13 protein-coding genes are annotated in these 23,391 nt (G+C 65.1%); 9 read left to right on the top strand and 4 right to left on the bottom strand.

The features are described from left to right. The first annotated feature begins 1 nt into the window (after window position 1). Both V5F68_RS06130 and V5F68_RS06135 read left to right on the top strand, forming a co-directional pair. On the top strand, window positions 2–1,402 hold the full coding sequence (locus tag V5F68_RS06130; RefSeq protein ID WP_394013745.1) for an NUDIX hydrolase: 1,401 nt from the start codon (window positions 2–4) through the stop codon (window positions 1,400–1,402). Window positions 1,403–1,683: 281 nt separating this feature from the next. Next, window positions 1,684–2,241 carry a DUF1269 domain-containing protein gene (locus V5F68_RS06135; RefSeq protein ID WP_394013746.1) on the top strand — a complete coding sequence of 186 codons (558 nt, stop codon included), beginning with the start codon at window positions 1,684–1,686 and terminating at the stop codon, window positions 2,239–2,241. Window positions 2,242–2,340: 99 nt separating this feature from the next. Here V5F68_RS06135 and V5F68_RS06140 read toward each other — a convergent pair whose 3' ends face one another. The 3 genes from V5F68_RS06140 to V5F68_RS06150 form a co-directional block, all read right to left on the bottom strand. Further along, the gene (locus V5F68_RS06140; RefSeq protein WP_394013747.1) at window positions 2,341–2,664 is read right to left on the bottom strand and encodes a twin-arginine translocation signal domain-containing protein; all 324 of its coding nucleotides are present in this window, start codon (window positions 2,662–2,664) and stop codon (window positions 2,341–2,343) included. Window positions 2,665–2,933: 269 nt separating this feature from the next. Beyond that, window positions 2,934–3,779, bottom strand: a complete 846-nt coding sequence (locus tag V5F68_RS06145; protein WP_394013748.1) for a universal stress protein — start codon at window positions 3,777–3,779, stop codon at window positions 2,934–2,936. 122 nt (window positions 3,780–3,901) lie between these two features. Continuing rightward, window positions 3,902–12,070: a hypothetical protein gene (locus tag V5F68_RS06150; RefSeq protein ID WP_394013749.1), complete on the bottom strand. Its 8,169-nt coding sequence runs from the start codon at window positions 12,068–12,070 to the stop codon at window positions 3,902–3,904. Window positions 12,071–12,474: 404 nt separating this feature from the next. Between V5F68_RS06150 and V5F68_RS06155 the strand changes: the two genes are divergently transcribed. Genes V5F68_RS06155 through V5F68_RS06165 form a run of 3 tightly spaced genes read left to right on the top strand, consistent with a single transcriptional unit; the run spans window position 12,475 to window position 17,501 of the window. After that, entirely contained in the window at window positions 12,475–13,599 is a 1,125-nt protein-coding gene (locus tag V5F68_RS06155; protein WP_394013750.1) for an endonuclease domain-containing protein, read from the top strand. Next, on the top strand, window positions 13,600–14,271 hold the full coding sequence (locus V5F68_RS06160) for a hypothetical protein (protein ID WP_394013751.1): 672 nt from the start codon (window positions 13,600–13,602) through the stop codon (window positions 14,269–14,271). After that, window positions 14,268–17,501: an ATP-binding protein gene (locus V5F68_RS06165; protein ID WP_394013752.1), complete on the top strand. Its 3,234-nt coding sequence runs from the start codon at window positions 14,268–14,270 to the stop codon at window positions 17,499–17,501. The genes V5F68_RS06160 and V5F68_RS06165 overlap by 4 nt, the downstream gene beginning before the upstream one ends. A gap of 123 nt (window positions 17,502–17,624) precedes the next feature. On the opposite strand, the gene hexR is transcribed toward V5F68_RS06165, so the two are convergent. Then, window positions 17,625–18,491 carry a transcriptional regulator HexR gene (gene hexR / locus V5F68_RS06170; protein WP_394013753.1) on the bottom strand — a complete coding sequence of 289 codons (867 nt, stop codon included), beginning with the start codon at window positions 18,489–18,491 and terminating at the stop codon, window positions 17,625–17,627. 302 nt (window positions 18,492–18,793) lie between these two features. Here hexR and V5F68_RS06175 point away from each other — a divergent pair, with 302 nt between their 5' ends. The 4 genes from V5F68_RS06175 to V5F68_RS06190 all read left to right on the top strand — a co-directional run bounded on the left by V5F68_RS06175 (window position 18,794) and on the right by V5F68_RS06190 (window position 23,373). After that, complete coding sequence (locus V5F68_RS06175; RefSeq protein ID WP_394013754.1) at window positions 18,794–20,074, top strand: ABC transporter substrate-binding protein; 1,281 nt, start codon at window positions 18,794–18,796, stop codon at window positions 20,072–20,074. 153 nt (window positions 20,075–20,227) lie between these two features. Next, window positions 20,228–21,100: a carbohydrate ABC transporter permease gene (locus V5F68_RS06180; protein WP_394013755.1), complete on the top strand. Its 873-nt coding sequence runs from the start codon at window positions 20,228–20,230 to the stop codon at window positions 21,098–21,100. Continuing rightward, on the top strand, window positions 21,090–21,932 hold the full coding sequence (locus V5F68_RS06185) for a carbohydrate ABC transporter permease (RefSeq protein ID WP_394013756.1): 843 nt from the start codon (window positions 21,090–21,092) through the stop codon (window positions 21,930–21,932). The genes V5F68_RS06180 and V5F68_RS06185 overlap by 11 nt, the downstream gene beginning before the upstream one ends. Window positions 21,933–21,978: 46 nt before the next feature. Then, entirely contained in the window at window positions 21,979–23,373 is a 1,395-nt protein-coding gene (locus V5F68_RS06190; RefSeq protein ID WP_394013757.1) for an FAD-dependent oxidoreductase, read from the top strand. Window positions 23,374–23,391: the final 18 nt, after the last annotated feature.

A 23,391-nucleotide genomic window follows, 5' to 3' on the forward strand; every position in this document is an offset into this window, starting at 1 on the left:
TATGACAGCCGCCTTGCCTCATAATGCCTCAAGGGAGATTCTATTTCAAAAAATGCCGATAACGTCCGACAAACCTTCGCTGCGCCGCCTGCAATATGCCGCTCTGCCGTATCGGCAGCGGCAGGACGGGGAAGTGCAGATTCGCCTGATCACGTCGCGCGAGACGCGCCGCTGGGTGGTGCCCAAGGGCTGGCCCATCAAGGGATTGACGCCCTCTCAGACAGCCGCGCGCGAAGCCTATGAAGAGGCTGGCCTGATCGGCGCCATGGCGCATGCCGCTGTTGGCCTATACAGCTATGAGAAGCGCCTCTCGCCGACCCGTTCGGTGTCGTGCGACGTGATGGTGTTTCCCATGAAAGTGAAACGCTATGTGAAGAAGTGGCCGGAGCGGTTGGAGCGTGTCGGCTTCTGGTTCAGCGCGGAAAGCGCGGCTGCCGCCGTTCAGGAAGAGGGGCTCGGCCAGCTCATCCTGCAATTCGCCGCAGCGCTCACCGCCCGGCATGCCGCCAAGCTGGCCGCTCTGGAAGAGGAAAAGGCCGCCAAGAGCGTCGCGAAGGGCTCCCATAAGCGCAAGGGGCTCGAGGAGCCTGTGGCCGCCGAGGGCGAAGCCGCTCCGCCAAACGCGCGGCCGCGCGACGCCGAACCCGCGATCGCAGGCAAGCTAGCGGCCAAGAAGCGTGCGCCCAAGAAAGCGGAAGCAAAGAAGCCAGAAGCAAAGAAGGACGCCCCCAAAAAGGCCGAACCGAAGAAGGCTGCCTCCAAAAAGGCTGCGCCCAAGAAGGGTGCAGTCGGGCCGGCCGATATCAAAAAGGCCGACCTCAGCGCGGCGAGCAGCGCATCTCCCGCGGCCGGGAAAGGTCAGCGCTCGGACGATGATGCCGGGACTGGCGAAGTCGTACTCGGCGTCGGTGCCGGGAACCAAGCACCGGAGAAAATTGGGACAGGGCGGCCGAAGCCGCAGAAACTGCCGGCCAAGAAGGCTCTGCCGCGTGAGCCAGCGGCGAAGAAGCAGCCGAACAAAGCTGCAGGCGTGAAGGCCTTGAAAGCGGTTCCGCCGGGTTCTGCCAACGGCGTTACTATCGAGACGCGCGGCGCCGTTCCTACGCCGCATCCCACCGAGCCCTCTCTCGAGAGCGGCGCGCGCGTACAGCCGGCGGCCGGGAAGAAGGCTGGTCCCCAAAAAACGGGGGCTGAGAAAAATGATCGCAAGAAGCCAAGCAGCAAGAAAGCGGCCGACAAGAAGACCGGCACCAAGAAGGCCGTCGGCAAGAAGGAGTCCGCTAAAAAGGCGAACCCCAAGAAGGGTGAGCGCGACTCGTCGTTGGGCGTAGCCTCCAGCCAGGCGCCGGCGGCCGTGCGAGAGGCGCGTGCGCCGGCGGATGCGCTGACGTCCGATCGTTGAGATCGCAAAGCCGTCCCGAGCAGGACGTGAGCGCACAGGCGAGCCCTTCGCCTGACTCTAAGCGGCAACGACGGCGCTGGCATTGGCTGTCGTGTACGCAATTGCTGCGCTCCCGCTTCCGCTGTTTGAATTGACATGAAACCATGTCACACATGCCCCGGCTTCGGGCTGACGGGGCGGCTTTTGGCGGGTCGAAATCCGCCGGCTCCAGCGGCCGGAGCCGCCGCGCCGCACCAAGCGGGCGCGGTGGATATCCGCAGCAAGCTTTAAGGAAACCGGCCATGAGCGATCTTGTCTTCATCGCCTTCCCCACGGAACAGCGGGCCGTCGAGGTTCGCGACAAGATCCTGGGCATGCAGAAGGAATATCTCATCGAACTCGGCGATGCGGTCATCGCCGTCAAGGATGAGAACGGCCACATCAAGCTGAACCAGCTCATCAACACCACCGCCACCGGCGCCATGTCCGGCGCGCTGTGGGGCACGCTCATCGGCTTCATCTTCATGATGCCGCTAGTGGGCACGGCCATTGGCGCGGCCTCGGGCGCGCTGGGCGGCGCGCTGACCGATGTCGGCATCAACGATCAGTTCGTGAAGGATGCCGCCAGCGCGCTGCAGCCCGGCACGGCCGGCCTGTTCCTGCTGATCCGCAAGATGACCACCGACAAGGTGCTGGAAGATCTGCGCGGCGTCGGCGGCACGGTGATGAGCACGTCCTTCGACCATACCAAGGAAAACGCGTTGCGCGACGCCCTCGCGGCCCATGCGGCGGGTGAAGTCACCGCTGATCCCGCCCCGGCTCCCGCCGCCGGCCAGGCTCCGGCCGCGCCGACCGCCTGAGCTCTTCGCGTCGGCGGATCAAAGTATCGCCGGATCAAAACAGGGGGACCGTTCGCCAGGCGAACGGTCCCTTTTCATTTGCGCCTTGGGCAGCTGCGTTCAGCGCCACCAGCCGCCCGGCTGATAAACCCAGGTGTTGCCGCGCCGCACCCACGTGCCGTCGCGATAGCGGAAGCCCGGACGACCGGCGACCCAACGGCCCGGCACCCAGACATAGCGGCGGCGACGCCGATCCCAGGTCCAGAAACCCGATACCCACACCCAGCCCGGCCGGGGCGGAGGCGGGCGGCGTTCGATGCGCAGCGGCGGTGGCGGCGGTTGAATGAAGATCTGGGCATCGGCCTGGCTCGACGCGGCGATGGGCGCGGCAGCGGCAATGCCGGCGGTGAGCAGACCGCCGAGGAGGGACCGTCGAGAGATCATGGGCGATACATCCTTGAATTCATCCGATGCGCCGGGTGGACTCTGCGGTCCAATCCGGCGGCAGACGGCCGATTTGGCAGGGCCTTATGGCGTTTTTGAGCGACATTGTGCCATCCCGAAGGCAGCGGATTTCGTCGCTCTCAGGCATGGCGCCATAAGTCCTTGAAGCCGTTATGGCAGCTATAAGGAGCGGATGAAGATCGCGTTAACCTTGCCGCGAGAAGAGGCTGCAGGTTACCGCCTCCAATCGCCCAATGGATCACAGTCTCTCAGTGCGCCAGGAACAGCGGCACTGGCGAGCGCTCGATCAAGGCGCGGGTAAAGCCGCCCAGAACCCATTGCTGCAGCCGCGAGTGCACGAACGCGCCCATCACCACCACGTCGCCCCGGAACAGGCCCACCTGGCCGCGTAACGTCTCGGCCGCATCGCCGTCGCGCACGCTGATGTCGTTTACGCTCACGTTCACACCGTGGCGCACGAGGTTCGGCGCCAGCTCTGCGCCGGGAATGGCGTGGGCAAGATCTTTCTCGCCCTTGATACAGAGAATCTCCACCTCCTTCGCGGCCTTGAGCAGCGGCAGGGCGAAGGCGACCGCGCGGGTGGCGCGCTCGCTGCCGTCCCAGGCGATGACGATGCGCTCGGCGCTGAAGGTGGTGATGCCAGGCGGCACGGCGAGCACGGGGCGGCCGCCCCGGGTGACCACGTTCTCGATGATGTCGCGGCCGATCTCCATGGGCTCGGGCGTGGTCTCCAGCACGGTGATGTCATGCACCCGCGCTTGGCCGACGAAGGCGTCCAGCAACTCCGCCAGCGGCAGTTGCAGGGTTTCCACCGAGCAGGTGAGGCCCGAGGCATCCGCTGCGCCGCGCGCGCGTTCGACCGTCGCGACCGCCGCCTCGCGCACCCGGCGATTTTCCGAACCAGCGAGTTCATCCGCGAAATGGCTCAGCGCGCTGCGCGGCACGCTGACCTTCAAGGCAGCAGCCTGCACCGTGATGTGCGCCGCATTCGCCTGGGCAAAGGACAGACCATAGGCCAGGGCAGAACTGGCGCGCTCAGTGCCTTCTTCCATCACGCCCACAAGGATGCTCTTGAAATCCGAGATAGAGGCCACGGCGTTGCTCCTCAATGTATTCATTATATTCTTACCTTACGGCATATGATGGGCGTGGCGGTATGATTCAAGTCAAAAGCCGCGCCGGTCTTTCCTTGCTGCGGCCGGCGCGAACCCGTGTGCTAGAACGGCACTGAAAGCCGGGCGCTCAGCTCTTGCGCGAGGAAATCATTTCCCATCTGCGCCTTGTATTCGGCCCGGACCTCATAGCGCTTGGAATTCACCAATTGGAGCCCCGCCGTCAGATCCAGCAAGGTCGCGGGCATGGGCACGGAATTGATGAAATTCGGCACCGACGGCGCCGAGCCGACCAGGCTGCTCTGGAACTCCAGACTGTCGTTGGACAGGAAGGTCACGCCTACGCTGCCGTAGGGCCGCAGCCAATAATCCGGGCTTAGGTCCAGGCGGGCGCCGATTTCCACTGCCGGGCTGAAGGCGAACGTCCATTCCTTGAGCGAGGAGATGGAGAGGTTCAGCGGCCCGGCCTGGGTCTCCGAATAGCCGGGCATATAGGTGTAGAGCAGGTCGAGATCGGCGTAGGGCCGCAGATACCAATCGGCGAAGGCGAACTCATAGGAGGCGCGGGCGCGTGCGCCGGCCGTGAATACGCTGGCATTGCCGTCGGCAATCCACCGATTGGTGCCGATGACGATATTGCGGGTGTTGTCATAGCTGCCAAAGCCGGCGTGCCCGGCGAGCGAGAACAGCCACGGCCCCACCTGATGCTTGACCGAGAGGGCACCGTCCGCACCCTCGCCATCCGAAGAGCCGAAGCCATTGTTGGTGGTGAGCGAGGTGTCGGAATAGCCGAACGTCGCGCCCACGAACCAGTCCGTCATCACCTCTTTCTGCGTGCCCACGCGATAGGTGAGGGCGTCCAGCGTGAAGCCGCTGCCGTTGCTGTCGGCATATTGCTCGGTGTGGCTCCCGATGACCCGCGCCCAGGTGCAGTCGGTCTCCGCAAGCAGGGTTCCTGTGCCGGAGAAGAGGGGGCAACTCAGCGCCGCGGTCAGCGACGCGCGCGCGCCGCGGGTTTGGTTCACGGCGGCGGCCTGCATCTGGTCGCCGGAGAGGTTCTGCAAGGCGCGCTCATAGCCGGCCGCCGTCTGCACATTGGCGAGGCTCGCGAACACCGAGGACAGGCCCGTCGAGGTGGTATTCCAGGATTGCTGGAGCGATTGCGCCATCGCCAGTTCGTTTGTGGTGAGGGGCACTCCCGACGGGGTGAAATTGGCGGTCGGGGTCAGCAGCAGCTGATTGTCCTGCTGCAGAAGGCCGAAATTGATCACCCCCAGCGGCGAGGGCTGGATCACTTGCGCGCTGCCGGTCATCGCGCCGGAGCTGGTGAGAATGGTGTAGGTGAGCGGCAGCAGGTTCGCGCCGACCAGCGCCTGCACGCTGCCGCCCAGGCTCGTCGTGCCGGAGACATTGAGGACGTCGTTGGTTTGCCCGGCATTGACGGCCGCATTGATGTCGATGCCCAGGATGCCGCCTGCGCTCTGGATGTAATTGCCCTGCAGCATGGTGGAGAGCTGTACGTTGCGGCCACCGGGATTCAGCGTTCCGGCATTGGTAAACGTGCCGCCATAGGGCACACCCTCGAATGTGGTGCTGGTGCCGAGCCCGACCAGCGCGCCGGGATTGAAAAGAGCGCCGGCGGAATTCTGGAACGTGCTCGCCTGGGCTTGAGTGAGGTCCACGTTGCCCGAGAGGGTGCCGGCATTTGTGATGGTGAAGTTTTCATAAGTTCCGATGATCGCGGTGCCGGACAGCGCACTGACGTTGCTGCCCGCCCCCAAAGTGACGGTATTGTTCGGATTTCCGCCCTGGAGCACCAAGGCCGCGCCGGAGCCGCTGCCGCCGACCAAGGTGCCGGTGAAATTCACATTGATCGTGCCGCCGCCCCCGATGATGGCGCCATTCGTGCCCTGGAATCCGCTTTGCACGAAGATGCCGGCGGACCCCGCGCCGGTGGCGGAGATGGTGCCGGTCAAGTCGATGTTCACGCCGCCGCCGCCGAACAAGCCGTAAGCGCCTCGCAAAGTGCCGGTGGCGGGTGGAAGCGCTATGCCCTGGGCCGAGCCGATCGCTCCGCCACCTCCGCTGAGGCTCTGTGCGAAGATGCCGTGCGCGTTGGCGCCGGTGGTGGAGATCAGCATGCCGCCTTGCGTATTCGGTGCCATGGCGATGCTCACGACGCCCGCAAGCATATTGACGTCCGGGTCCGCGCTCGGCGGCAGCACGCTCATGCCCGACGTATTCATGGCGCCGCTATAGCCGCCGCCGCCCCCGATGGACTGGGCGAAGATGCCGATCGCGCCGGTGCCCGTGGTGCGGATGCTGCTGCCGCCGCCGAGCAGGATGTTCACGTTGCCGCCGGCACCGGCTCCGCTGCCGCCGACGCCGCCCGTGACGGTAACGGGCATGGTCGGGCCCGCGCCGTCGGTGGCAAAGCCGCCGCCGCCGCCGATGGATTGCGCCAGGATGCCGAACGCATTGTCGCCGGTGGTGGTGACCGTGCCGGTGTGGGTGATGTTCACGATGCCGCCTCCACCGCTGGTCAGTGCGGAGCCGCCGATGGTGAGCGCGAGGGTGCCGTTTGCGGCGTACAATTGCTGCGCATAGGCGGCGGCGATGGCGTTGAGATCCACGCCGAGGCCCAGCAGCCCCTGGACGATCTGGTTTTCCAGGGAGACGATCTCGGCATTGGTGGGGCCGTTCAGACCGGCCTGTTCGGGATTGATGATGAACACGCCGCCGCCGCCGCCGATCGCCTGCCCGACAATGGCGTGGGATTCGCTTCCCGCGGTCTTGATGGTGCCGGAATTGGTGATCTGAACCGTGTCGGCGCCGCCGGTGGCGCCTTGCTGGGTATTGTTGTTGTTGGCGTTTGCGGCCGTCGCGCCGCCTACCGTGATCGACGCGGTGAGGGAAAGGCTGGTCGAATCCACAGCAAGCCCGCCAACGCCGCCGCCACCGCCCACGCTCTGCGCGAGGATGCCGAAGGCGGAATCCCCCTGGGTGGTGATGAGCGATGTGTTGGTCACGGTCACAAGATTGCCGGTTCCCGCCGCGCCGCCAGCGCCGCCCACCCCGACGTTCACATTGATCACGTTGCTGCCCGAGAGCGTGGCGCCGCCGCCATTGCCGCCGCCACCGCCCACCGACTGGGCGAAGATGCCGAACGCCGCGTCATTCTGTGTGGAGATGCTGCCGGCGTTGGAAACGGTGACCACGCCGCCGTTGCCCGCCGCTCCGCCCGCGCCGCCGACGGCGATATTCGCCTCGGTGGTCGGAAAGGACAGCTTGAGAGCCTCGGAATTGGCATAGGCGGGAAGCTTGGCGGCGAGGATCGCCTTCAGCTCGGATTCGATCGTGTCGGCGAGGACGCCAGCAAGCGCGCCCGCCGGATCTGACGAGGCGGTACCGCCGCTGCCGCCGCCGCCGCCGATCGATTGCGCCTCGATGCCATGGGCTCCATCGGCGGTGGTGACGATGCTGGCGCCTGCGGCGTTGACAACCGTCACCGCGCCGCCGTCGCCGCCGCTTCCGCCCTTGCCGCCCACCGAGAGGTTCAGCTGGTAGTCGTCGGTGCCCGCGGCTTGTCCCGCCGCCGCCGTGCCGCCGCCGCCGCCGACCGATTGGGCGAAGATGCCGCGCGCATCGACGCCGGTGGTGCTGATGAAGCCGTTGTTGGTGACGTTGACCGTGCCGCCGATATTGCCCGACCCGCCGGTGCCGCCCACGCCGATGGACGCGGCGAAGGATTCATTGAACGAGAACGGAATGATGCTCGTGCTCAGGTCGACGCCATCCTGCTGACCCGACCAGGACCAGGGGAGGCTCACTGAGGTCGCGGCCGTGCCGGTGCCACCATTGCCGCCGCCGCCGCCAATGCTGGCCGCATAGATCGCATCCGCGGCGAAGCCCGAGGTGGTCAGCGAGGCGTTGGGATTGTTGATGACGGTCACGGTCTCGCCGCTTCCGCCGCCGCCGCCGCCGCCCCCCACCGCGACCGAGAGAGCAAGCACCAGCGAGGAGCCGTAGGTATAGGTTGAGGTGGCCGCATTGCCGCCGTTGCCACCGCCCCCGCCGATCGACTGGGCGAGGATGGCATAGGCCTGGTCGCTCTGCGTGCTGATGAAATTGAGGTTGGAGACGATGACTTGTCCGCCGTTGCCGCCATAGGCGCCTGAACCGCCGATGCCGATGGTGACGCCGATGTTCGGGATTTCGCCATAGCCGAGGCTGTAGGAGCTGGAATCCGCATTGCCGCCGGATCCGCCGCCGCCGCCGATGCTCAGGGCGGCAATGCCCGCCGCGTCCAGGCCCTGGGTCATCACGGTCGCGGCATTGGTGACGTTGATGTCGCCACCGTTGCCGCCGAAGCCGCCACCGCCGCCCAGCGCCACCGCCACGCTCGGTACCACGAAGCTTCCGGCGGTGGTGCCCACCGTGCCGCCCGCCCCGCCTGCGCCACCGACGCTGAGCGCAAAAATGCCCACGGCGGAATCGTTGGTCGTGGCGATGAGCCCGGAATTCACCAGGTTCAGGCCGCCGCCCGCGCCGCCGCCGCTGCCGTTGCCGCCCACCGTGATGGAGATGGGCCCGAGCCCGTCCACCGCGCCCCCGGAATCGCCGCCGCCGCCGATGGACTGGCCAAACATGCCGTAGCCCTGGTTGCCCGAGGTGGTGATGGTCCCCGTGTTGGTCAGCGAAATGCCGGCGCCCGCGCCGCCGTTTCCGGCATTGCCGCCTTGCTCATAGACATGGCCGTTGGCCCCGCCGCCGGCGCCGCCGCTCCCGCCCTGGCTGAGGCCGTAGATGCCGTAGCCGGCGTTGCCGCTGGTTGTGATGGTGCCGGCATTGGTCACCGTCACCGCGAAATCGACGGAGAGGGAACCGCCAGACCCGCCGGCTCCGCCCGATCCACCGTCAGAATCGAACGTCTCCGTGGAGAGGCCGCCGGCGCCGCCATTGCCGCCCAGGGCGGCGGCATAGATGCCGTAGGACGATGTGCCGTAAGTCGTAATGGCGGCAGCGTTGGTGACGTAAACCGTGCCGCCGTCGCCGCCGCGGCCGCCGTTGCCGGCATTGCCTACGGTGCCGTTCTGGCCGGACCCTGTGCCGGCATCGCCGCCGACGCTGAGCGCGACGAGGCCGGCAGAGGTGGCACCGTTGGTGGTTACGGAGGTTCCGGCATAGGTGGTGAGCGCGCTGGCGCCAGCTCCACCGCCGGCCCCGCCCGCCCCGCCGTTCGCGTCGCCCGCATTGGCGGAGGAGCCGTTGCCGCCCGTGCCGCCCTGGCTGACCGCGCCGAGCGCCGCCGAACTGGTGCCATAGGTGACCGCCTGGGCCGCCACGCCGGAGCTGTTGCCGAAATTCAGGGTGGCGGTGACGCCGCTGCCGCCTGCTCCACCATGGGCGCCATAGCCGCTTAAGGCCGCTCCGCCCGCGCCTCCGGTACTGGCGATCCATGCGGCCGGCGAAAATGAATAGTTCGCGCCGGCGAGGCTCGTGCCGGTGGTCACGTTTCCAGTGAGGTTAAGCGTAACCGCGCCGCCCCCGCCCCCGTCTGCGCCAGCCGCATTGCCCGCGCCCGCGCCGCCGGTCGATTGGAGCAGCAGGCCCGCCGAATTGGCCGCCGCCGTCGTAGCGCCGCCATTGGGCAGGGCGAGGTTTGCCGTGACGGTGACTGCGCCGCCCGCCCCACCGAGGCCAGAGCTATTGCTGATGCCGCCGAAGCTGGTGGCGAGCAGAGCCGGGGCGTTGCTGGCGGCAGTGGAAATGATGCCGCCCGCGGTGACGGTGACCGATCCGCCGGTCCCGCCAGAGGCGTCCGCCCAGATCGCGCTCGATCCCGTGCCTTGGGTGGCGATGATCGAGGAAGCAGTGGTGGTGACAGTGACCGTTCCGCCATTTCCCGCCGCACCATTGCCGAGCGCCGCGGTTCCGGCCGCGCCACCGGCCGCCGTTGCCGCAAGGCCGTCGGATGTGTCGCCGGAGGTAAGGATCGTGCCGCTGTTTGTCAGGGTGACGGTGCCGCCATCTCCGCCATTTCCGCCATAACCCTGAAGATTGCTGGAATCCGGGTTGGGGTTGCTGCCGCCGGCGCCGCCGATGGCGGTGGCAAGGATGCCGGCGCTACTCTGTCCGGAGGTGGTGATCGCGGCACCGTTGGTAACCTGCGTGGTGCCGGCCTTGCCGCCGGTGCCGCCGTTGGAAAAGCTGCCCCCCTGGCCGCCGGCCCCGCCGTCGCTCGCCCCATAAAGGCCGGCGGAATTGGCGCCGGTGGTGGAGATCGTGCTTCCCGCATAGGCGACCACGGTCGCCGAGCTGCCGCCGCCGCCGTTTCCGCCATTTCCGCCGTCGCCGAAATTGTTGCCGGGCGACGCCGCAGAGCCCGCCCCGCCGATCGCGGTGGCGCCGGCGCCGGGGGAATAGGTGCCCGTGCTGGAAATCTGCGCTGTGCCTCCTTCGGCCGTGCCGAGGGATGCGCTGGCGGTTCCGGCAGTTCCACCGAGGCTGCCGGCAATGCCCCGCGAAGCGGTGCTGTTGCCTGCCGCGCCGCCATTCGCCACGGCCCAGACCACCGCCGAGGCGGTATCGCCGGTGGTGGAAAGCGTGCCGGTGACGATCGCCGTTGCCGACCCGCCCGTCCCGCCGATGCCGCCTGTATCCGCGGTGCCGCCGGCGCCCCCGGTCGCCATCACCACAAGCGCGTCCGACGCGGTGCCAGACGCGGTGGGCGCGCCGTTCGAGTTTGCCGAAAGATTGACGATGGCGCTTGCCGTGCCGCCGTTGCCGCCAGCGCCGCCGCTCGTGAGCGCGCCGCTGATGCCGCCGTTTCCGCCGAGCGCGAAGACGCCGATGCCCGGCGCATTCGCGCCCGAGGTGGCGACCGTGCCAAGTGCATTTATACTGGCCGTGCCGCCGTTTCCGCCGGTGCCACCCGCGCCCGGCGCGTCTGCCCCGGCCTCCAGGCCGCCGCCATTGCCGCCCGCGCCGCCGTTCGCCTGGGCCCAAAGGCCAAAGGACGAAGCGCCGGTCGTGACGATGACGGAACTGGCGGTGGTGTTGACGGTCGCGGTCCCGCCGGTGAGACCGTTGCCTCCGCTAGACCCCATGGAATTGTATTCGCTGGCGCCGTAGCCGCCGTGCCCGCCTGCGCCGCCGGTGGCAGCGGCACCGACGCCGAACGACAATCCTCCGGTCGTCGTGATGGGGCCGGAATTCACCAGAATGACGGTGCCTCCGATGGCGCCCGCCCCACCGGCTGAGCCGGACCCCTCGTCGTCGCCCCCAGCACCGCCTGCGCCGCCGCTGGCATCGGCCCAGATGCCTGCGGAGCTGTAGCCGGAGGTGATCAGCGTCCCATTGTTGGTGGCGCCGATCGTGCCGCCCTTTGCGCCATTGCCGGCATTGCCGGCACCGTAATCATTGCCTGGATCTTCCCCGTTCGCGCCGGTGCCGCCGAGTGCATAGAGGAGCATCGCCGCGGCGTCCGAGCCGGCAGTGGAAATGGTACCGCCTGCAGCATTGGTGGCGTTTGCCGTTCCGCCCGCGCCGCCGCTGCCACCGTTGCCAGCGCCCGAGCCGAAGCCGCCGTCGCCACCCATCGCGCCGTTTCCGCCCGACGCTACGGCGAGGAGGCCGCTGGCGCCGTTCGAGATCAAGGTGAGGCTGCCGCTATTGTTCGCGGTTGCGGTGCCGCCCATGCCGCCCGAGCCGCCGTCCGAACCGCCGTTGAAACCGGATCCATCCTGGCTTGCGCCGCCGTTTCCGCCGGTGGCGTAGGCATTCACCGCCGATCGCACCGTCGCCGCGCCCGCGGGAATGGAGATTGTACCGCTGTTGATCGCCGTGGCGATGTTCCCCGAGCCGCCGTCGCCGCCATTGGAGGGACCCTGGGTCGGATGGTCGCCGTCCAATCCCGCCTCCGCGCCGCTGCCGCCCAGGCCGCCGATCGAGGTGGCGTAGATGGCGATGGCGGTAGTCGAGGCATTGCCCACCTGCGCCGGTGTACCCGGATTTCCCGTTCCGCCGGGATAATCATTGTCCGACGAGTTCGTGCCCTGCGTGCCATTGCTGTTGGCGGTGTACCAAGTGGCATTATCGGTGGTGCAGGAGTTGGCGACGCAGGTGAAGCTTTGTCCCGCCGAACCGCTCGCGGAGAGCAGAAGCGCGAGCGAGCCGCCGAGACAGATCGATGCTAAAGAGGTGGATGCCAGATAACGCGACGCCCGCGCAGACCGCTCTTCGCTGGCCTGGCCCCAGAACGGCAAATCCATCTTTCGCCCCCGAAAGAACCCGCTCCAGCGCGCCAAAACAGCTGGAGCGTTGCTTTGGATAGCAGGGCTTTCCAACGGCGTCACCGGGCGGAGAAGGATCGCGAAGAGAGAATTTTTCGGCGGCGCTCGGCGTTTGAGCCAACCGGCCTTCCGCTCCTTCTTGCCCTTTCGAACAACGGCATTCCCGGCTCAATTCAAGCGGGTAGTCGGCTTAAAATGCGTGCCCCCTCCGATGCCCCCTGGCCAAGCCTGAAAACATGCAGGAGCAATTGCCGCAGGCGGCGCTTGGCAGCTTGCCGTTGGTGGAGAGACCTTTTAGCGTTACAGCCTGAATATGTGTTCTGGTGATTTTCAATCTCTTTTTGTACCCCCCTTGGCCCTTCCTCTAGACTCGACGAGCGCACATGGACGTGGAGGGCGTTCCGTTGGAAAGTATCGCCTCGGGTGAAGTCGCGTCCTTCATCCTCGGTATCCCGCAGGGCCGATTGCTCGCGATCGAAGGGATGACTGCACGCACCTTACGCGTGCGACTCGATCGAGTGGGTCCCGGAGCGCAGCGCGGCCGGGCAATCTACGTCCCGCTCGCGGCGGTTACGACCGCCGGTGCCATGATTGCGCAGGTGCTTGATGTGCTGGCGCGCGCTGCGTTCGAGATCTGGCCGGTCTGGTTCGGCGAGGAAGGCTTCGCGGAATATCGAAACGACACTCTTGGGCGGCTTGCCACGGGAATTCGCGCACGCGATGCGGCGACGCGCATCCTCGGTCTTTCGCCGTCGTGGGCCGAGGCGGCGGCGCGCCTGGTCCTGAACGAGCGGCTGCCGCGCGTTCCGGGACTGCCGGAGGGCAGCGAAATTCAGTATCTGGCACGGACCATCTGCCCGGAGGGCCTGGTCCTCGTGTTCGATGCGGCGGATATCGAAGACGCGGCAACGCATGCATCGGTCCTCGTGGACGGCCTCGAATGGATCTCTCGGCATCTGCCCGGCATCGTTGTTGTCTTGTTCGCGCGACTCCCGCCCAACGAACCACCGTTCGATCGGCTGATGCATGGTGCCCGCCGGGTGATGCCGAACGGCGCCGGCGATCCGGACGATCCGGAGCTCGCAGACGTGGATGGGGCTGGGGTGGATTCGCGGGAATCCGAGGGCGCGTGGCTCGCGCCTGCACGCGGCAATCCGCATCCGCTCAGCGAGATCGAACAGCGGCTTGCCAAAATACTGCTGGGCGACGCCGAACTCGGACCGCTGTTCGGCTTCAACCGCCCGGTGACGACCGTGCGCGGAACCCGCCCCAAGGTTGATCTTCTATGGCCCGAAGGGCGCTTGGTGGTCGAGTGCGACGGCTTCTCGGACCACGGCACCCGTGGCGCTTTCTTGCGCGACCGGCACCGCGACTACGAACTGATGCTCAGCGGATACATGGTGCTGCGCCTGGCAAACGATGAAGTCACGCAGGATTACCAGAAGGCCGTCGAGAAAATCCGTGATCTGGTGCGCCTGCGGCGCGCTCAATTCCCTCAGGAGGGCTAAGTGGCAGGGAAGACGAAAGCAGTTAGACCCGATAAGCAGGCACTATTCATGTGGGCTTTGCTTGCACGCACCGGAGCAGCGGCGTTTCAACGAGATGTTCAACCGGTGCCGGAAAAAGCGGATCGCGACGCGTTGGAAAAAGCGGGGCTGATCCGCTGCGAGCGGCGCCGGGGCGCGATCTGGGTCGAGGTCACGGAAAAGGGGTGGGGGTGGGCGAGCGACAATATGGGCGCCGCATTGCCGGATCGCTCCATCGCTGGCACTGCCATTCTCCATGCCTGGCTTACGAAGCTCCAAAGCTTCATGGCGGTGCGTGGCTTCGCGCTCGCCAACATTCTCGATCCGCAGCCCGCACAGGCGCAGCATGCGCCGCCATCGGAACCCGCATCCGGCCTGGAGCCGTCCACCGGCAATCTGGAGGCCCGCATCCGCGGCATCTATCTCGAATTGACAGCAGGCCGCTTCAACACGCGTGCGCTGCTGAAAGATGTGCGGGCAAAGATGACGGATGTGGATCGCGATACCCTCGATAAAAAACTCAAGCAGATGCAGGCGGACCGCCAGGCGATTCTGTATCAGCTCGACAATCGGATGGAAGTCACCGACGGCGACCGCGAGGCTGCCATTTATTTCGGCGGTGAGCCGCGTCACATCTTGTGGATCGAGCGATGAGCGATACCGTGGAACTTGCCGCCGCAGCGGCCGCAAGAGTCTCGCCTTCAACGCGGGAACTCGATGTTTTTCGCACCGTCGATTTCGACTGGACGCGGCACCTCAAGAGCGTGTGGCGCGACCCTCAGCATCATGTGGCGGTGCTGCACAAAGACTGCCTCGACGACATCGTCGGCTACTTCGCTCAAAAGACGCGCGATCCGGAAAATCCGGACGAGCCGCTGGGGCGCGTCATCATGGGCCCGGCGGGCTATGGAAAAACGCATCTCATCGGCCAGTTGCGCCGCAGGATCTGGGAGCAGGGCGGGTGGTTCGTCCTGCTGGACCTGGTGGGCGTGAAGGATTTCTGGTCCTCGGTGTCCCTGGGGTTCCTGAACTCCCTTCAGGTCCGCCGCCCCGACGGGCTCACCCAATACGAGCATCTAGTCCTGAAGATCGCGGAACTGCTTGGCATCGACGGGGAGGTGGAGGCGCTCGCGCAACGCGAGACGAGCGATCCGAACGCGCTGATCCGCGACGTGGCGAATTGCTATCTGCGCGGGCTGTCGCGGCACCACAACAACGAAACCAGGCTGCACAGGGACGTGGTGACGGCGCTGATCCTGCTGAATTCGTCCGATTTTGATCAGCAGAGCATCGCCCATGCGTGGCTCCAGGGCATGACGCTGGATCCGCAGGACGTGCGGCAGCTCGGCTTCAAGGGAGAGAACCGACCCATCGATGTGGTACGTGGCCTTTCCTGGCTGATGAGCCTTGTCGCGCCCACATTGATCGCCGTGGACCAGATCGACGCCATCGTTTCCGCCGCCAACATGCGCGCCATCGCTGTCGCCGACGGCGGGGCGGAGGAGCAATCGGAGGCCCGCTCCATCGTCGAGGCGCTCGCTCACGGGCTGATGGATCTGCACGAGACGAAACGGCGCGCGGTCACGGTCATCTCCTGTCTGGAGGCCACCTGGCGGGTGCTGGAGCGGACCGCGAGCGTGGCCGTGACCGCCCGCTATAAGGACCCGACCCTGCTGCACCCGTTGCCGAGCAGCGCGCTTGCCCGTGCGGTGGTGGAGGCGCGGTTGATGACGGCTTATGCCGCCACGGATTTCGTCCCGCCGTATCCGACCTGGCCATTCGCGGAACGGGCATTTGAAACCGCCATCGGTTACTCGCCCCGGCAATTGCTGAAGCGCTGTGAAGACCACCGGCTGCGGTGTGTCGCAGACGGGCGCGTCACCGAATGTCTCACCTTCGATCCATCTGGCGTGCTCGCGCCCCCACCGGCGGCGACGAATGACCTGGACCCGATCTATGCGCGGGCGATGGCAATGGCGAATGTCGCCGGCCTCATGTCGCTGGAGCGCGAGGACGATTTGCGCAAATTGTTCGAGCGGACGCTTCGCCTGTTCGAACAGCATCTCGATCTGTCCGACGACATCGATGTCGAGTTCCAGCCGGATCCGGACCAGAAGCGCCCTTCTCTGCACGGCCGCCTCACATTCACTTTTCGTGAATCGGGCGACAGCGAGCAGCATTACTGTTTCCGTTTGATCGGCCACACCAATGCCATCGCCTTCCAGTCGCGCCTTGCGGCGGCCATGACCGCGTCTGGCATCGACCGGGCGTTGAATTTCCGTCATTTGTTCGTTCTGCGCCAAGGCGACGCCCCTGCTGGTCCGAAATCACGGGCGCAGGTGGAGCATTTCCTGAAGGCTGGTGGCCGTTTCATCGCCCCGACCGACGAGGATCTTCGCGCGTTCGCCGCCCTCGCCGATCTTGCCGCGCGGCGGCTGCCGGAATTCGATGCGTGGTTGAAGGCGCGCAAGCCGCTGTGCGAGACCGCCGTGTTCAGAGCCGTCGGCCTGTGCCCCCCGCCATTCCTGCAACGCGCTGGAGGCGAGGTCGAAACCAAAGCGGCGGCCAACGCCCTCTCCCACGAAGGCACCCTGGAAACGTCCGGTCAGGCCGATGCGGCGGCGCCCATATCGGCGCCGCGCGAAATCGCGATCGGCCGCAAATTCAGGCAGGGCGCTCTCGGCGAACCGGTGTCGCTGGCTGCCGATCTGCTCAGCCGCCATGTGGCGATCCTGGCCGGTTCCGGTTCCGGCAAGACCGTGCTGCTGCGGCGGATGGTGGAGGAAGCGGCGCTGCTGGGTATCCCCTCCATCGTGCTGGATATCAACAACGACTTGGCCCGGCTGGGCGACCGGTGGCCTCTGCGGCCGGATGGCTTCACCGGCGAGGACGATGAGAAAGCCGCACGGTATCACCAGCGGGCGGAGGTCGTGATCTGGACGCCGGGGGTGAGCGGCGGCAACCCGATCTCGCTCAATCTGCTTCCCGATTTTGCCGCCATCGGTGACGCTCAGAAGGATGAACGCGCTCAGGCGGTCGAAATGGCGCGGGCGACCCTCGCGCCGTTTCTCGGCGGCGGCGGCCGCAGGGCGCAGCTAAAGGAAGGCGTCCTTGCGGATGCCTTGCGCGCCTTCGCCAAACGCGGAGGCGATCTCGACGATCTAATCGCTCTTCTGGCCGACTTGCCCGACCATCTCAGCAGGATCGGGCACGCTGCAGACCTGGCGGCGGAAATTGCCGATCAGCTTCAGGCGGTCATCGCCACCAACCCATTGCTGCGCGCCGAGGGCCCCAAGCTTGATCCCAGCCTGCTGTTTCAAGCCAGCACACCCGACAAGACGCGGATCTCGGTGATCAATCTTTCCGGGCTTGCCAGCGACGAGTCGCGCCAGACCTTCGTGAACCAACTCCAGATGGCGCTGTTCACCTGGGTCAAGCAGAACCCAAGTCCGACAAGCCGGCTATATGTGCTTGACGAAGCGCAGAATTTCGCGCCGTCGCAGCTGAACACCGCGTGCAAGGCCAGCACGAAATCGCTTGCCGCCCAGGCCCGCAAATACGGGCTGGGCATGGTGTTCGCGACCCAGCTTCCACGGGGGATCGACAACGCCATCATTTCCAACTGCACCACCCATGTGTATGGGCGCATGAGCGCGCCCGCCACCATCGAGGCGACGCGGGACCTGATGGCGGCAAAGGGCGGCGCGGCGGACGATATCGCCCGGCTGACGCGTGGCGAATTCTATTTCTCCACCGACGGCATCGGCCGCCCGATGAAAATTCACACGCCCCTCAGCCTGAGCTGGCATCCGCAGAATCCGCCGACCGCAGATGAGGTCGTCGAACGTGCGCGCGCCATCCATCGAAAGCTGCAAGGGGCATGAGCAACGATGCGGGGAGAGCGCTCCTCCCCGCATCATTTTGGACCGATACCTGCCGCCGGACCCCGGAGCAGATCATCCCGAAGAGGCTATCCAGCCGGCCGCGGGGGGGCTGTGGCCATAGCACTAATCCGTTGCTTCCTCCGGCCATTGCTCGTGGCGCAGCGTCGCCTTGATCTTCTTGAAGCGCTCCACCGCCGCGGGCCCGCGCTGCAGGGCGACGCCCGTGGCAAGGGCGTCCACGATGGCCATGTGGGCGATGCGCGTCGTCATAGGCGCGTAGATGAAGGTGTCTTCCTCGGTGTCGATATTCACCACCACATGGGCGATGCGTGCAAGCCGCGAACCGGTGCGGGTGACGCATACGATGCTCGCGCCGCTCGCTTTTGCCACCTCGGCCGTGCGCAGCAATTCCTTCTGCTGGCCGTGATAGGAGAACATCAGCGCGACATCCCCGCTCTTCAGGGTCGCCGCAGCCATAGTTTGCAGCGACGAGTCCATATGGAGCACCACGGGGATATCGAAGCGCAGGAATTTCTGCTGCGCATCGAGGCCCACCGCGCTGGTCAGGCCGAGCGCGAACACGTCGATGCGGTTCGCGGAATTGAGCAACGCAACCGCCTCTTCCATCGCCGCGAAATTGATGCGCTCGCGCACCGAGCCAAGCGTGTTGATCGCCGCGTTAAATACCTTTGAGGTGATGCCGAGCATGTCGTCGCCGGCCTCGATGTCGGCATGCACATAGGGTGTGCCAGAGACCAGGCTTTGCGCCAGCTTCAGCTTGAAATCCGGAAACCCATCGCAGCCGATGGCGCGGCAGAAGCGCAGGATCGTCGGCTCGCTCACGTCCACCTCGGCGGAGAGGGAGGCGATGCTCATGTGGATGACCGGGCTCGGCGCCGCGAGAATGAGATCCGCGACCTTCTTTTCCGATTTGCGCAATTGCGGGCGCACCTCGTCGATACGCCGAAGCAAATTCACCCGTGCCGTCATCCCACCCTCCTGCGACCGCAACTGATACACGCCGGGGCCGTGTTCTCCAAATTGTAGCTGAACTACATATTTTTGCGAGATGCGCAGAAAGTGGATGACGCAAAGGCATTCTGAAAAACGCAAGCGCGGCGAGGGCGACGATAAAATGGCACGTTCACAAGAGTTTTAAACGAAGACATGTGCCTTTGATCCGTTTTGGAGATCGCTCAAAAAAATGTTTGAAAATTTCAAAACAGCGATATGATTGCGGGGCACGGGCGAAACGCCAATCAAACGCCCGGCCAATAAACTGGGAGGAAACGGTGGCGTCTGCTGCGTTCTACGCGGCGCGCGGCCTTCGTGCCGGCGCGGTCTGCGCTCTGCTGGCAACGGGACTTCATGCTCCCGCTTTCGCCAAGGATACCCTCGTGGTCATGGGCCACAAGGTGCATCAGGATTCCGCCACCGTCGGGCCCGGCGGCGATGTCACCGCGCAATGGAAGACGGCGAAGGACGCCGGCGTCGATTGGATCACCCTCGGCACCGACCCGCTGCGCGAGCGGCTGTTTCGCGAGCTGAGCCTCGGCACGACTTCGGTCAACGTGGGCTTCATTCTGAACACCCAGGCCACGCCCCAGATCACCAAGCTATTCGAGCCATTGAACGATTATCTCGCCAAGGATCCGATCGAGAATTGGGACGATGTGGTCAAGGGTCCGGTCGCGGCGCTGACCTTCGACGGAAAGATTTATGCGATCCCCTATCGGCAGGCGACCCAGGGGCTGAACTATAACGAAGCCCTCTTCGAGGAGCGCGGCGTCTCCGGCCCGCCGAGAACCATCGAAGAGGTGCTGGACGACGCGCGCAAGCTCACCTTCACGCGGCCGGACGGCACGAAGGTCTATGGCCTCGTGCTCGGCGCCTATTCGCACCAGCTCACCTTGTTGCGGGCCATGGGCGGCGAATTCATCACGCCGGACCTGAAGTTCGGCGATACCGCGAAGCTCGCGGCCTATTTCGCCACCATTCGCACTTTGTTCAAGGATGGGGTGCTGCCGGAGGCGACCCCCACCTTCGACCAGAACACGCCGCTGGAATGGATGCTGCAGGGCCGGGCAGCGATGGTGATTTATCCCACCGCACGCAATGCCCAGATGAACAATCCCAGCATGTCCAAATATCCCGGCCGCATCACCACCATTGCGGTGCCGCCGGCCAAGGACAGCGGTCTCGCAACGGCTCCGGGCCAGTATGAATTCTGGGCCATGGGTATTCCGAAGAATAGCAAGAACAAGGAACTGTCCTGGAGCTTCATCAAACAGCTTTCGTCTCCGGACAGTACCATTCGTGAAGCATTGAACGGCAACGGGCCGATCCGCGCCGCAACATATGACGACCCCCGGGTGCGCAAGGCCATGCCTTATGCCGATGACGAGCGCAAAGCATTCCTCTCGGGATCCTTGCCCATTCCGACCTTCGACAATGCGACGAAGGCTGCCGACATCTGGAAAGAGACATTCGAGGCGGTGATGCTCGGGCTGGTCGAGCCCCAGGCTGCCGCTGACCAGCTCAAGCGACGCATTCAGCCGCTTCTGCCCAAATGAGCGGCCCTCCCTTTCCTTGATCGAGGAAAGGGCGGTGCGAGGGGATGACCTGCGGTCGGTAAAGCCGAAGCCGCGCGGATCTCCACGCCTTCAGTTTCGACCTCTGTGCGCGAAATGTACGGGGGGATCGTTCAAAGTTCGTGAGAGGCTCGCATGCGCCGGCTCAGTGCCATTCCTTTTCTTCTGACATCGCCGGCCAATGTGCTCACGGGCGTCTTCATCGTTATTCCGGCGATCTATGTCCTTGTGTTGAGCTTCTCGGCGTCCAGCTACGGCACCGCGCCGAGCTTCGTGGGCCTTGCGAATTACGTGACGCTGTTGAGTGACCCGTATTTCTGGCGGGCATCCTGGAACACATTCATCGTCGTCAATGCCGTGGTTTATATCGAGCTGGCGCTGGCGCTCGGCCTCACCGTTCTGCTCATGTCCACGCGCCATTTCCGGCGCACGATCATAACGTTGCTTTTACTGCCTTACGCGGTGAGCGAGGTGGTGGGCGTGCTGATGGTGAAGTTCATGTTCGACCCCGGCGTCGGCATGGCGTCGCGGGCGCTCACCAGCCTCGGCCTGCCGGAAATCGCCTGGACCACGCAGCCCAACCAGGCGCTCGCTCTGGTGATCCTGCTTAGCGTTTGGCACCACGTTCCGTTCACCTTCCTGATCGTCTATACCGCGCGACTGAGCTTGCCGGGGGAATTGTACGAGGCGGCGCGGGTGGACGGTGCCAACGCCTGGCGCCGCTTCACAAATGTGACCTTCCCGCTGTTGCTCCCCGCGGTGCTCATCGCGCTGCTGTTCCGCTACATCTTCGCGTTCCGCATCTTTGTGGAAGTCTGGCTGCTGACCCGTGGTGGCCCTGCGCGGCAGACCGAAGTGCTCGCGGTATATCTCTACAAGTCGGCCTTCAGCTACGACGATTTCGGCCTCGCCTCGGCGACCGCCTGGGCCATGGTCGTCCTGTCTCTTCTTATCGCGACACCGTATCTGCGGCTCATGTACAAGAGGATGTTCGTCGATGCGCGCTAAACGGCTGCTCAAGTCTCTCGGCACCGCCGGGCGCTGGGTGGCGCTTGGCGGGTTCCTGGCCTGGTCGATCTTTCCGCTCTATCTCGTGGTCGCCTCCTCGTTCAAGCCGGCGCGAGACATATTCGAGGTTCCTCCTCGCCTCATCTTCCAGCCGACGCTGGAAAATTACGTGCGTCTCTGGAACGACTGGCCGGTCTTCTTCGACGGGTTGATCAACAGCCTCATCGTCACGCTGGGCGCGACGCTGCTGACGGTCGTGGCGTCGGCGCTCGCGGGCTGGGTGTTCTCGCGTTTCTCGAGCCGCTTCCTGACGCTGTCCGCCTTTTCGATGATCGTGCTGCGATTGCTGCCACCCATCGTGATTACTTTGCCGCTGTTTCCGCTGGTGAACTATGTGGGGCTCAACGACACGCATCTCATCCTGATCCTGCTGTACGCGACCTTCTTCATCAGTCTCGGCTCCTGGATCATGAAGGCTTCCTTCGACCAGATCCCGCGTGAACTGGAGGAGGCGGGTGCGGTGGATGGTGCTTCGTTCGCGGGGATCTTGCGACACATCTCCATGCCGCTGGGTATTCCAGGCATGATCGCCGCGGGTGTCTTCGTGTTCATCTTCGCGTGGAACGAATATCTCTTCGCCTTCATCTTCACCACCACTGCGGCGAAGACGGCGCCGGTGGTGCTGAGCGAGATTATGGGATCGGCCACCGGGGTCGATTGGGGCGTGCTGTTCGCCGCCGCGACGATCCAGCTCGTGCCCATCGTGGCCGTCCTCATCCTAGCCCAGAGATACCTGATTGAGGGGCTCACCTCGGGATCGGTGAAGGGCTGAGTTCTTTCCATCCAGGACAGATTTTCAAAACAGGAGGAGCGTCATCATGACGACGATACGCCAGGATTTCGATGTGGTGGTTGTGGGTGCCGGCATGGCCGGCGTTTGCGCCGCCATCGCGGCAGCGCGCAACGAGGCGAACACCTTGCTGATCGACCGCTATACCTTTCTCGGGGGCAATGTGACGGCCGGGCTGCTGGGCAATTTCCTGACCTTCCATAATATGAAGGGTGAGAAAATCTGCGACGGCATCGCCCAGGAAGTGGTCGACGGCTGCATCGCGGTGGGTGGTGCTTTCAAGGAGCACGACGGCCATCTGCCCAACGCCTATGGCAACGCCTATTCGGTGACGCCCATCGACGGCGAGGCGCTGAAGCTGGTGGCTCAGAAAATGTGCCTGGAGGCGGGCGTCACCCTCGCACTCAATACCTACACCATGGGCCCCTTGATGGAGGGCGAACGCGTCGCCGGCGTGCGTGCGGTCAACAAGAGCGGCGAAATCGAATATGGCGCCAAGATCGTCATCGATTGCAGCGGCGATGCAGACGTGGTGGCGAAGGCCGGCGGCGCGGTGTTGCAAGGCGACAGCGAGGGCCGCACCATGTCCATCAGCCTGTTCTCGCGCCTCGGCAATGTGGATCTGCAGAAGCACTTTGAATATGTGAAGGAAAATCCGCAGGAATTCATGCTCGCGGAAGATCCCTATATCGGCAAGACCAAGGCCGAGAAGGCTGCGGAACTCAAGGAGTGGAAGGATTTTCCCCTCGTTACCGGCCATTACACCGCGGTGAAGGAAGCGCAGAAGAAGGGCGAGTTCCACCCGAACCGCCAACGCGTCGTCTTCAGCATCACCCCCATCCCGGGCGTCGTGACGCTGAATTCGACATCCATGCTTGGCCTCAACCCGGTGGACGGCGACGATTTGACCAAGGCCGCCATCGAAGGACGCGAGCAGATCTACAAAGTCGCTGATTTCTACAAGAAATATGTGCCGGGCTTCGAGAATTCGTTCGTGCTCGATTCCGCCTCCGCACTCGGTGTGCGGGAAAGCCGCCGCATTGTCGGCGTGGAGACCCTGACCGACGATTGGTGTGTGGCCGGCACGAAGAGCGAGCGCGACATTGCGCGCGGCGCCTATTGCCTGGATGTCCATCAGGCCTCGGGCATCATCGAGCACAAGCATGTGGAGGGCGGGGAATCCTATGGCATTCCCTACGGCTGCCTTGTTCCCATTGCGCTCGATGGGGTGCTGGTGGCCGGCCGCTGCCTGTCCTCCGAGCGCTTCGCCAATGGCTCTGCCCGCAACCAGGCCCATATCCAGGCGATGGGACAGGCGGCGGGCACTGCGGCGGCGATGTGCGTGAAGGGCAACACCCAGCCGCGCCATGTAGACGTGGACGCGCTGCGCGAGAGCCTGACGCGGCAAGGCGCGATCGTCTGACCGGCAGAGGCGAGGAAC

Source organism: Roseixanthobacter pseudopolyaromaticivorans (assembly GCF_043195145.2).
Taxonomy (GTDB): Bacteria; Pseudomonadota; Alphaproteobacteria; order Rhizobiales; family Xanthobacteraceae; genus NCEH01.